This window comes from Burkholderia sp. MSMB1459WGS (genome assembly GCF_001534535.1).
GTDB lineage: Bacteria > Pseudomonadota > Gammaproteobacteria > Burkholderiales > Burkholderiaceae > Burkholderia.
On the sequence record NZ_LPMU01000016.1, the window covers coordinates 1 to 10,505 of the forward strand.

The 10,505-nt window shown below is 65.1% G+C and carries 11 protein-coding genes and 1 pseudogene; 8 read left to right on the forward strand and 4 right to left on the reverse strand.

Going from position 1 to position 10,505, the window contains the following annotated elements; all coding sequences use genetic code 11:
- Positions 1–223, reverse strand: a pseudogene (locus tag WT97_RS06895) (sel1 repeat family protein); the annotation flags it as partial.
- A gap of 416 nt (positions 224–639) precedes the next feature.
- Here WT97_RS06895 and WT97_RS06900 point away from each other — a divergent pair.
- The 5 genes from WT97_RS06900 (at position 640) to WT97_RS06925 (ending at position 5,304) form a co-directional block, all read left to right on the forward strand.
- Positions 640–1,242 (forward strand): TetR/AcrR family transcriptional regulator, encoded by a 603-nt coding sequence (locus tag WT97_RS06900; RefSeq protein ID WP_059827209.1) that lies wholly within the window; start codon positions 640–642, stop codon positions 1,240–1,242.
- Positions 1,243–1,303: 61 nt separating this feature from the next.
- A complete protein-coding gene (locus WT97_RS06905) occupies positions 1,304–1,819 on the forward strand; it encodes a hypothetical protein (protein WP_060353204.1) in 516 nt (171 codons plus the stop codon).
- Between the two features lie 82 nt (positions 1,820–1,901).
- Positions 1,902–3,194 (forward strand): NRAMP family divalent metal transporter, encoded by a 1,293-nt coding sequence (locus tag WT97_RS06910; protein WP_060353198.1) that lies wholly within the window; start codon positions 1,902–1,904, stop codon positions 3,192–3,194.
- Between the two features lie 329 nt (positions 3,195–3,523).
- Positions 3,524–3,805, forward strand: a complete 282-nt coding sequence (locus WT97_RS06915) for a hypothetical protein (RefSeq protein ID WP_059500094.1) — start codon at positions 3,524–3,526, stop codon at positions 3,803–3,805.
- 593 nt (positions 3,806–4,398) lie between these two features.
- Entirely contained in the window at positions 4,399–5,304 is a 906-nt protein-coding gene (locus WT97_RS06925; protein ID WP_059791209.1) for a manganese catalase family protein, read from the forward strand.
- Between the two features lie 102 nt (positions 5,305–5,406).
- Here WT97_RS06925 and WT97_RS06930 read toward each other — a convergent pair whose 3' ends face one another.
- From WT97_RS06930 to groES, 3 genes are all read right to left on the reverse strand, one after another.
- Positions 5,407–5,694 (reverse strand): hypothetical protein, encoded by a 288-nt coding sequence (locus WT97_RS06930; protein WP_060353200.1) that lies wholly within the window; start codon positions 5,692–5,694, stop codon positions 5,407–5,409.
- Positions 5,695–5,807: 113 nt separating this feature from the next.
- Entirely contained in the window at positions 5,808–7,430 is a 1,623-nt protein-coding gene (gene groL, locus WT97_RS06935) for a chaperonin GroEL (protein ID WP_059791208.1), read from the reverse strand.
- An 80-nt stretch (positions 7,431–7,510) separates the two neighbouring features.
- Entirely contained in the window at positions 7,511–7,828 is a 318-nt protein-coding gene (gene groES / locus WT97_RS06940) for a co-chaperone GroES (RefSeq protein WP_006482399.1), read from the reverse strand.
- A gap of 443 nt (positions 7,829–8,271) precedes the next feature.
- Between groES and WT97_RS06945 the strand changes: the two genes are divergently transcribed.
- From WT97_RS06945 to WT97_RS06955, 3 genes are all read left to right on the forward strand, one after another.
- A complete protein-coding gene (locus WT97_RS06945) occupies positions 8,272–8,586 on the forward strand; it encodes a hypothetical protein (RefSeq protein WP_060353201.1) in 315 nt (104 codons plus the stop codon).
- A complete protein-coding gene (locus WT97_RS06950) occupies positions 8,580–8,858 on the forward strand; it encodes a hypothetical protein (protein WP_060353202.1) in 279 nt (92 codons plus the stop codon). The genes WT97_RS06945 and WT97_RS06950 overlap by 7 nt, the downstream gene beginning before the upstream one ends.
- A 370-nt stretch (positions 8,859–9,228) precedes the next feature.
- Complete coding sequence (locus tag WT97_RS06955; protein ID WP_060353203.1) at positions 9,229–10,434, forward strand: MFS transporter; 1,206 nt, start codon at positions 9,229–9,231, stop codon at positions 10,432–10,434.
- Positions 10,435–10,505: the final 71 nt, after the last annotated feature.

Below are 10,505 nucleotides of genomic sequence, written 5' to 3' on the forward strand. Positions count from 1 at the left end.
AGGCGGCCTTCGGCTGGGTTTTCGCGGTTTGCTTGAGCGCGGCGATGCGCGGATCTTCGCGGTCTTCCGCGTCGTCCATTTTTTGATAGGAGACCTGATCTTTAGGGCGATCGGAACAACCTGTGTCGTCGCAGATCCGTACCGTGCCGGCCGTAACCGACGGATCCTGCGCGCACGCGGCCAACAGCAACAGCAGCCCCGGTGCGAATAAACGGCGATACATGGGTATTTTCCTCACGTTTCATTGGCGCCGTATTGCTTCGCGCGCTCGCCCGCGAGCATGCCCCGGCCGGTGCGGGGTGCGGCGAACATCGTCCGCGGGCCCGCGTACCAAGGTTCTCTCAGGTTCTCTTTTCGTCTTGAAACATCGTTGCAGCGGCTGATACGGCGGAAAACTGCTCGCGGGAACCTGCCCCCGTTCTGTCTCTTTAATCCACGCAATATCGATCGCTGCTTTCTAGGCTCAAATGATACATATCGGTCTATCCAATAGTCAAGACGACTCGATAACCGCCTCGTCAAGCGAAGACTGGCGGGGCAGAACTGCCGTCAAACAGAGCCGGGAGGCCGATTTCATGCACCGGCATGATGCTAGAATAATCGGTCTATGCCGTTGAAATATCGAGGAGGAAGCCGTTCGTGCGAGCCAACAAACGCCAACTGGTGGTAGACAAAGCGACCGAACTGTTCTCCAGGCACGGATTCCACCCGGTGGGCGTCGACTGGATCATCGACGATTCCGGTGTCGCCCGAATGACGCTGTACCGGCATTTCGCGAGCAAGGACGAGCTGATCCGCGAAGTGCTGGTGCAGCGCTACGACCTGATCGTCGGCAGCATCGCCGCGCAGTTGCAGCACGTCGTCGATCCGGTCGAGCGCGTCAAGACCATCTTCGACTGGTACGCAGCCTGGTTCAGGACACCTGAATTTGCCGGCTGCCTGTTCGAGCGTGCGCTGGCCGAATTCGGCACCGCTTATGCACCGATCTCGGATGTCGCGATCCGCTATCGTCGCAAAATGGTCGAATGGATCGCCGAACTGATCGAAGCGCTCGTGCCGGCCGAAACCGCAAACCGGCTGGCGACCGTCTTCATGATGCTGCTGGACGGCGCCACGGTCGAAGCGCGGGCGTTCAACGACTCCGCGGCGGCCGCGCGCGCGTGGCAAGCCGCGCATGCCCTTCTCGACCAGGCGATGCACGCAACGGTCTCGGCCGCCGACGGTGCGGGTAGCCGGACGTAACACCACGTCGCGCACCATCGTATTGCCGGCGAACCGAAACCGCGAGGCGCGGGAGGACGACATGCATGACCGGACGCGTTTGATCAGTTTCGCGCTGGGTGCGGCAATCGCGTGTGCCGGCTGCAAGTCGATAGATGTCAGCCGATACGAAATCCGGCACCGGGACCGGAACGGCCTCACGATCGTTGCGTACACCGCCGAAGATCTGGCGTCGTTCGACAATACGCTGTGGGCCAACCACGTCTACTTCCGCTACACCGTCACGCCGCTCACCATCCAAAAGCGATTCGATGTGAGCGCAACCGATATCGACGACTATCCGTTCTCTGCCCGGCGGCTCGACATCCGCACCCGGTGCCCGGTCCCCACGTCGGCGTTCTGCTCTTCCTGGTTCATCCCGTTCCATGCTCGCGCCGGACTGCACGGTCTGGATTATCTGTCGGGACTCGATGCAAACGAACCGGCGCTCCTGAAGTTGCGCCTCGGCGGCGGAAGCATGGCCGGCGGCCGGCTGGTGTCGAAGGAACAGACAATCAAGGTCGACGCGGGCAACACGGCGACGCCGAACGAACCGTAACGCCCCTGCGCCGCCCGCGCGAGACACCTGTGGAGCGGGCACGGCGATTGCGCCTGCTGCACTCCTCGGGAGGCGCGCCATCATGAACGACAACGATTTGCTTCAGCCCGAGCCGACGGAACCGGACCCGAACGCCGTCGCGTGGGTCCGCCGCCTCGGCCCCGGTCTGATCACCGGCGCCGCCGACGACGATCCTTCCGGCATCGGCACGTACTCGCAGGCGGGTGCGCAGTTCGGCTTCGAACTGCTGTGGGCATTGTTGTTGACGTACCCGCTGATGACGGCCATCCAGTTGGTCAGCGCACGCATCGGCCGCGTGACGGGCAAGGGTCTCGCATCCAACATGCGCACGCACTACCCGCAATGGCTGCTGTACGCGACGGTCGTGCTGCTGATCACGGCCAACGTGATCAACATCGCGGCCGACTTGTCGGCCATGGGCGCGGCAGTCAATTTGTTGCTGCCCGGCCCGCAACAGCTCTACATCGTGTGCCTCGGCGGCGTGTCGGTCGTGCTGCAGGTTTTCGTTCCGTACGACCGCTACGCGCGATTGCTCAAATGGACGGCGCTGACGCTGCTGGCCTATGTCGCGGTCGCCCTCATCGTGCCCGTCGACTGGGCCGAGGTCGGTCGCGCGATCGTGATGCCGCATGCGCAACTGAGCGCCGCCTATCTGACCACGGTCGTCGCCGTGCTCGGCACGACCATCAGCCCGTACCTGTTTTTCTGGCAGGCGTCCCAGGAAGTCGAGGAATTGCACGCCGTGCCGAACCAGCGGCCGCTGCGGCGCATGCCGGGCCAGGCGCCCGCGCAGTTGCGCCGGATCAGCTTCGACACGTGGTTCGGTATGGGCGTATCGAACGTGATTGCATTCTTCATCGTGCTGACGGCAGCGGCCACACTCAACGCGCATCACATCGACGTCAAAACGTCGGCGGACGCCGCGCGGGCGCTCGAGCCGCTTGCCGGTCACTTCGCGTACGTGCTGTTCGCGCTCGGCATCGTCGGCACCGGCCTGCTGGCGTTGCCGGTGCTTGCGGGATCGGCCGCCTATGCGGCGGCCGGCACGTTTCGCTGGCGCAACAGTCTCGCGCTGCGGTTGGGTGTCGCGCCCGAATTCTATGCGGTGATCGTACTGGCGGTCGTCGGCGGAATCGCGTTCACGTTCATGAATTTCGACCCGATCCGCGCGCTTTACTGGAGCGCCGTCATCAATGGGGTGAGCGCCGTTCCGATCATGGTCGTGATGATGCTGATGGCGGGAAGCAAACGGGTCATGGGCAAGTTTGCCGTCAGAGGCCCGCTTGCGTGGGGAGGATGGACCGCGACGCTCGCGATGGCGATCGCGGCGATGGGCGTGTTCGTGCCGGGATAAATCGCACCATATCGACCGCCGTCGACGTGAAAAGTCAGGGTCAACGAGGTCTCGCGGCGCGTCACCGGAACGTCATCCATGCCGACATACCATCGACTCCGGTTCGCAAAAAACGCCGCTTCGTCCCTGCGCCGAGCGGGAACGAATCCTGCTCCTCCGACACATCAGGTGGAGCCAATTTATTTTCTTTGACGGATTCCGTATTACCGGCGAATATTCGCGTCGATCAATCGTTAGTACCGCTCAAAAAAAAAACGACACGATGCTCGCTCATTCAATCGGGGATATTTCACTACTTCACCAACTGATACCTGATCGAAGGAGAAGACATGACACCGTTGTCCCAGAATGTGAGCATCAAGCAGACAGCCGCTCTATCGAAAGCGTCGCCGCTGTCGCCCGTTTTCTGGAAGCCGGATCCGCTCGTCGAGCCCGTTCCACCCGAGCCGAAAGCCGCCACCCCGGATCTTCGCGATTTCTTCGCCGCCGCCGCGCTGCAGGGTTTATTGTCGCGTGACGCCGGTCGCAACGTGTCCACGATCGCCGACTACGAATCGAAGCGTGCGGTCAGCGCCTATCGGCTCGCCGACGAAATGCTGAAAGCGCGATGACGCGGCATGTCCGCCAGCGCCGCTCGGTCCACGCGCCTGTCGTCGTCAGGCTCACCGACAATGCGGCGCCACGTCGCTCCCGTCGAGCGTCGCCTTCTGTACTCCCGTGCGAAACCGGCATCGCGCATCGGCGACGCGGCCGGTCCCGCGCATCGTCGGCATGCCGCATCGCGCCGCATTCATGCCGGCGTGACACGGCCTATGCAGCCGAAATGACAACCGCTTGAAAATCCGGCGCCGCCGACCGCGGGTCACGCGACGCGCGCTCGGTCGCCGCCGTCTCTGCCGTGTTCGCATGCGGCGCCTTGCATCGACGGCGGGCAGCGTCGCCCGCCAAACGCTGCCCGTCGCGAGCCGATCGCACGATCGCTGCTTCGTCGCCCGGCGCCGGTTCATGTCTGCGCCAACTCGCGCCCGTTGGCACGATGCACGCGTGCCGCACGACGAACCGCACCAGCGCCCACGAGAAGCCGCCCCTGTCGCGGCCCGCATCGGCCGCCATCGCACATGCCCGGAATCGTCGGCCGCCCACGGGATCGATTCGTGCTGATTCGGCCGGGCGAATGTCGCGCAACCCTTTCAACGGAGATGCCATGTTCATCCACAACACACGGCTTCAGTACACGGTGCGCGTGGGCGCGCCGAATCCGGGACTCGCCAACCTGCTGCTCGAGCAGTTCGGCGGCCCGCAGGGCGAGCTTGCCGCCGCGATGCGCTATTTCACGCAGGCGATCACCGAAGAAGATCCCGGCCGCAAGGACATGCTGCTCGACATCGCCACGGAGGAGCTGAGCCACCTCGAAGTAATAGGCTCGATGGCCGCGATGCTGAATCGCGGCGCCAAGGGCGAGCTGGCCGAAGCGGTCGACGAACAGGCCGAGCTGTACCGCAAGCTGCACGGCGCGGGCAACGACAGCCACGTGACGCAGGTGCTGTACGGCGCTGGCGCGCCGTTGACCAATTCGGGCGGCGTGCCGTGGTCGGCCGCGTACATCGACACGATCGGCGAACCGACGGCGGACCTGCGCTCGAACATCGCGGCCGAAGCACGCGCGAAGATCATCTACGAGCGGCTCATCAACGTGACCGACGATCCGGATATCCGCGACGCGCTCGGCTTCCTGATGACGCGCGAGGTGTCGCACCAGATGTCGTTCGAGAAAGCGCTGTATGCGATCACCGCGAACTTCCCGCCGGGCAAGCTGCCGCCGAAGGCGCCGTACGATCACGTGTATTTCCGGATGCAGCCGGACGCGGCACCGCTGGTCGGGCCATGGAACCACGGAGGCGAACTCGAAATCCGCCCCGCCGAACCTGCGGTCGACGGCGGCAGCGGTATTGCGGAAGGCATGCTCGACGCGCAGCAAGCGGACGCCATCGAGGCGATGGCGCAGCGACTCGCCTCCGATCCGAACAGCGACCCGGTGACGGGTGCCGAGCTGGGCGCGGGTCCGCCGGCTCCCCAAGGCCGCAAGCCGGGCAAGCCGGACGGCGCCTGAGTCGCGCTTCCCCGCACGCGACGGCGATTCCGACGCGCCGGCGCAGCGACAGGAGGCGCGCTGGATACGTCGCCGGACGGGCGGACGCGCGTTCGGCGCGCGTCACTCGCCTGCTTCGCCGGGCCCGCTCTGCTCGGTCTGGTCGGCCATCAGGTACTGGATGACCAGCGTCGGATCGGCGATGTCGAGAATCAGGCGGCGCATCACGCGCTTGCGCATATGGTCGTCATCCAGCGTCCACGGCCCCGCCGCATCGCCGAGGTAGCGGCCGATCGCGCCGCGATGATCACCCTCCGGCGGCAGGCCGAGCCGCGCAGCGAGCAGGCCGGCGATGACGTCGTCGAGTTCGACTTGCAGCGGCCTGGAATCGATCGAAAGTTCGAGCTTCATGGTCGGTCTCGCAAGCATGAAAAGGCGGCGGCGCGCCCCGCTGTCGCGCGCGCCGGGAAAAGCCGCTCCGGCCAGCGGCTGTTCGACGATCGCAGGCGAGCCTGCGATGCAGGTCAGTAGCCGAGTTCGGGCGCGGGAGCCGGCTCGGCGCCGTCTTCTTTCGGCGCTTGCGCGACGGTCGCATCGGTCGTCAGCACGAGGCTCGCGATCGACGCGGCGTTCTGCAGCGCGGTACGCGTGACCTTGGTCGGGTCGACCACGCCCGCGTCCACCAGATCGCCGTACTCGCCGGTCGCCGCGTTGTAGCCGAAGTTCCCGGTGCCTTCGAGCACCTTCGAAACCACGACCGACGGCTCGTCGCCCGCATTGGCCGCGATGATGCGCAGCGGCGCCTCCAGCGCGCGCAGCACGATCCGGATGCCGGCGTCCTGGTCCGCATTCGCGCCCCGGATGTCCGACAGCGCCGCGCGCGCACGCAGCAGCGCGACGCCGCCGCCCGGCACGATGCCCTCCTCGACCGCGGCGCGCGTCGCATGCAGCGCATCGTCGACGCGATCCTTCTTCTCCTTCATTTCGACCTCGGTGACCGCGCCGACCTTGATCACCGCCACGCCGCCCGCGAGCTTCGCGACACGCTCCTGCAGCTTCTCGCGATCGTAGTCGCTCGTCGCTTCGTCGATCTGCACGCGAATCGACTTCACGCGCGCATCGATGCGCGCCGCATCGCCCGCGCCGTCGATGATGATCGTGTCGTCCTTGCGCACCTCGACACGCTTCGCACTGCCAAGATCCTCGAGCGTGGCCTTGTCGAGCTGCTTGCCGGTTTCCTCCGAGATGACCGTCGCGCCGGTCAGGATCGCGAGATCCTCCAGCATCGCCTTGCGCCGGTCGCCGAAACCCGGCGCCTTGACGGCGGCGACCTTCAGGATGCCGCGCATCGAATTCACGACGAGTGTCGCGAGCGCTTCGGCCTCGACATCCTCGGCGACGATCAGCAGCGGCTTGCCGGTCTTGGACACCGCTTCGAGGATCGGCAGCAGGTCGCGGATACTGGAAATCTTCTTGTCGTGCAGCAGAATCAGCGCATCGTCGAGATAGGCCGCCTGCTTCGCGGGATCGTTGATGAAATACGGGCTCACGTAACCGCGATCGAACTGCATGCCTTCGACCACGTCGAGTTCGTTCTCCAGCGACTTGCCGTCCTCGACGGTGATCACGCCGTCCTTGCCCACTTTCTCCATCGCATCGGCGATGATCTTGCCGATCGCATCGTCCGAGTTCGCGGAAATCGCACCGACCTGAGCGATTTCCTTGTGGGTCGAAATCGGTCGGGACAGCTTGCGCAGCTCATCGAGCACCGCGCCGACGGCCTTGTCGATGCCGCGCTTCAGATCCATCGGGTTCATGCCGGCCGCGACGTGCTTCATGCCTTCCTGCACGATCGCCTGCGCGAGCACGGTGGCGGTGGTCGTCCCGTCGCCGGCCACGTCGGCCGTCTTGGACGCGACCTGCTTGACGATCTGCGCGCCCATGTTCTCGAAGCGGTCCTTCAGCTCGATTTCCTTCGCGACCGACACGCCGTCCTTCGTGATCACCGGCGCGCCGAAGCCACGCTCGATCACGACGTTGCGGCCCTTCGGGCCGAGCGTCACCTTCACCGCGTCGGCCAGCACGTTCACGCCCTTGACGATCTGCTGGCGGGCGCCATCGCGGAATTTCACGTCTTTTACGGTCATTTTCTTGCTCCGGATACAGTCGTTGAACGAGATGCCGCGCGCATCGGGCTCCTACCCGTGCGACGCGGTCGAATCGGTATTCAGGCCGCTTTCCTGGCAGCCGGCGATTCGGGTTCGAGTACGCCCATGACGTCCTCTTCGCGCATCACGAGCAGTTCCTCACCGTTCACCTTCACGGTCTGGCCTGCATATTTGCCGAAGAGAACCTGGTCGCCGACCTGGAGCTGCAGCGGGCGCTGCGAGCCGTCCTGGAGCAGCCGGCCGCTGCCGACCGCAATCACTTCACCCTGCTCGGGCCGTTCTGCGGCCGAATCGGGAATCACGATGCCGGAGGCCGTCGTCCGTTGCTGTTCGATTCGCTTGACGATAACCCGGTCGTAGAGGGGACGAATCTGCATTTTCATCTCCTGAGCGATGAGATCACCTGGAAAAGGGAATCCGCCAGCGCCTGCACGCGCAAAGGCCGCGATGCGCCGGCGTGCCGTCGATTGGCGAAAAGCGAAATAGTGGCGCGTGAAGCGCGCTTCAAGAGGGGGAAGAAAGCGCATGTGTAACAAAATGTTTCAGGCCAGAACCGCGTTCGTCCGACCGTCGCGCGTCTCGCGATGCCGCGCGACGCGCGACGGTGCGGCCTCGACGGTAGCCGCGTCAGGCCGCGCGAATCATCGCAAAAACGGCGCTTGAAATCCGCGCTTGCCGTCCTATTTTGGTATCGCTCAAGCAGCCGCGGCTTACGCGCTGCGTGTTTCGATTTGTTTGTCAGCGAGGCCTCTCGCGGATCGACGAACTGGAGCGCGTGGTCCGGTTCGTCCTCCGTGCGAGGTCCAACCGGGAGCGAATCATGAACGATCCTTTCCTTACCTCCGATTGGCTGACGGAAGTCGGCCGCCGGCCACGACGCGTCGTCGCGGGTCTGTCGGCCGGCCTGCGAGTCGCGCGCAACGGCAACGGTCGCTTCGCGCCGATCGGTGCTCGAGTACGCGCCGCGCGCAAGCCGTTCGCGTTGCGTCGCATCGACCCACCCGCCATGATCGGCCGACCGAAGCTGCCGCGCCGTCGCGTCGCCACCCGCGGACGCGCGCTGCACCATATTTCATTTTTCTTCGCCACGCCTGCCGGCGGCGGCTCCGTGCGCGACGGGAGGCGGCCATGCTGAGCCCGCACGAATTCGCGACGCTGATGCTGGTGTGCGAGGCGCCGGATCAGCTCGACATGAATCGCGCCGAACTCGATGCGTTGCTCGAACGACAACTCGTCATGCTCGAACACGGCGCCCCCGGCCGTCGGCGCGCATATCTGACGAAGAAGGGCCGATCGATCCTCCACGCGCTCGGGGCCGATACCGGTTTCCGCCGCAGCCCGGAGGCGACGGCAGAGCGCGACGGTCAGCATGCTGCGCCCGTGTCGCTCTCGGACGAGGCCGGATGACGCGAGGGTCGGGGCAGCGGCGCGGTGCCGACGCGAACGGCACGGGGTGCCGTCGCCAGGCCTGTCGTGGGCCATTCCCTCCGTTTCGTGGAAGCGGATCGACGGCTCGGCCTCGCCGGTCAATCACACGAGGCCGACCGAGGGACGTTCTGGTTTATCATCGACGCGTCCTACGCGTAGCCCGGCACTGCCCGCAATCGGCGAGCACATCGATATCGTCGATAGCCGGAAGCACGGATCGGCGTATCTGAATTGCCGATCGCCTGCGGCAAATTCGCGATACTTCCACCCCAACGAGCTCGCTACTCCGCCGCTTGGTCTCCAGGAATGATGGCGAACCGCGACCAACATCCGGCACATAATCAACAAAATGAGCGATTTGAAAAGCGAAGTCTCTCGTGAGGCACTGCATGTCCCCGATCCGTCCCGTCGTCGCTCGCTGATCGCCGCCTGCGGCGCGCACGCCGTCCACGACGGGCTGACCGACGTCATTTACGTGCTGCTTCCGATCTGGCAGGCCCAGTTCGCACTCAATTACGCTCAGATCGGCTTGTTACGCGGGCTCTATTCCGGCGTGATGGCGAGTTTTCAGTTGCTTGCGAGCCAGGCAGCGCGGCGATATGGGCGCGAGCGCATGCTGGTGGCCGGGACCGCCCTCGCGGGCGTTGCCTACCTGATCGCCGGTCAGGCCGGTGGGCTGACGGTACTGCTGATCGCGCTGGCGCTGGGCGGCCTGGGCGCCAGTACGCAGCATCCTCTGGCATCGTCGATGGTCACCGATTCCTACGAGGCAGGCGGCGGCGTGAAGGAGGCGCTGGCCCAATACAACTTCTCCGGAGACATCGGCAAGACGCTGATACCAGGCCTGATCGGCCTTCTGTTGACGGTCGTGACGTGGCGCACCGGCGCCACGCTGATCGGCCTGCTGGGCGTGGTTTCGGCGGGCCTGCTGTGGTGGCTGATTCCGTCGCGCGACTCATCGCGCACGGCACGCGACAAGACGCCGAAAGCGGCCTCCGGCAGCGGTTCGTCCGGCGGCTTGCATGCGCTGCTCGCGACCGGCACCCTCGACAGTGCCGTGCGGATGGGCTTTCTGACGTTTCTGCCGTTCCTGCTCAAAAGCAAGGGAGCTGGCACTGCCGGTATCGGTCTTGCGCTCACGTTGCTGTTCGTGGGCGGTGCGTTCGGCAAGCTGTTCTGCGGCTATCTGGGGGCGCGCATCGGGATGATGAAGACGGTGTGGCTCACGGAGTCGGCCACGTCGCTGCTGATCGCGCTCGCTGTGTTCTCGCCGCTCTTCGCCATGATGGCGATGCTGCCGCTGCTTGGACTGGCGCTGAACGGAACATCGTCCGTGCTCTACGGTGTCGTGCCGGAACTGGCCGGTGTCGGCAAGCGCGAGCAGGCGTTCGCGTTGTTCTATACGGGCACGATCGGCGGCGGCGCGCTGTCGCCGGTGCTTTTCGGCCGTCTCGGCGACATCGCGGGCGTCCCGATCGCGCTGCTCGCGCTGGCCTCGGTCCTGCTGTTGACACTGCCGTTGTCGTGGTACGTGCAGAAGGGCCTGGAAGCCTAGTCAGTATGACTCCCGCGGGGCAAAGGCTGGCCTGCCGTGAGGAATCAAGCGCGGGTTAGCATTGCTGCCAG

Excerpts from the sequence above, each read along its gene's own strand:
- WT97_RS06915 (WP_059500094.1), top strand. The coding sequence starts at position 3,524 with ATGACACCGTTGTCCCAGAATGTGAGCATCAAGCAGACAGCCGCTCTA.
- WT97_RS06955 (WP_060353203.1), top strand. The coding sequence starts at position 9,229 with ATGAGCGATTTGAAAAGCGAAGTCTCTCGTGAGGCACTGCATGTCCCC.
- groES (WP_006482399.1), bottom strand. The coding sequence starts at position 7,828 with ATGCAGATTCGTCCCCTCTACGACCGGGTTATCGTCAAGCGAATCGAA.
- WT97_RS06905 (WP_060353204.1), top strand. The coding sequence starts at position 1,304 with ATGCATGACCGGACGCGTTTGATCAGTTTCGCGCTGGGTGCGGCAATC.
- WT97_RS06945 (WP_060353201.1), top strand. The coding sequence starts at position 8,272 with ATGAACGATCCTTTCCTTACCTCCGATTGGCTGACGGAAGTCGGCCGC.
- WT97_RS06950 (WP_060353202.1), top strand. The coding sequence starts at position 8,580 with ATGCTGAGCCCGCACGAATTCGCGACGCTGATGCTGGTGTGCGAGGCG.
- WT97_RS06925 (WP_059791209.1), top strand. The coding sequence starts at position 4,399 with ATGTTCATCCACAACACACGGCTTCAGTACACGGTGCGCGTGGGCGCG.
- groL (WP_059791208.1), bottom strand. The coding sequence starts at position 7,430 with ATGACCGTAAAAGACGTGAAATTCCGCGATGGCGCCCGCCAGCAGATC.
- WT97_RS06930 (WP_060353200.1), bottom strand. The coding sequence starts at position 5,694 with ATGAAGCTCGAACTTTCGATCGATTCCAGGCCGCTGCAAGTCGAACTC.
- WT97_RS06910 (WP_060353198.1), top strand. The coding sequence starts at position 1,902 with ATGAACGACAACGATTTGCTTCAGCCCGAGCCGACGGAACCGGACCCG.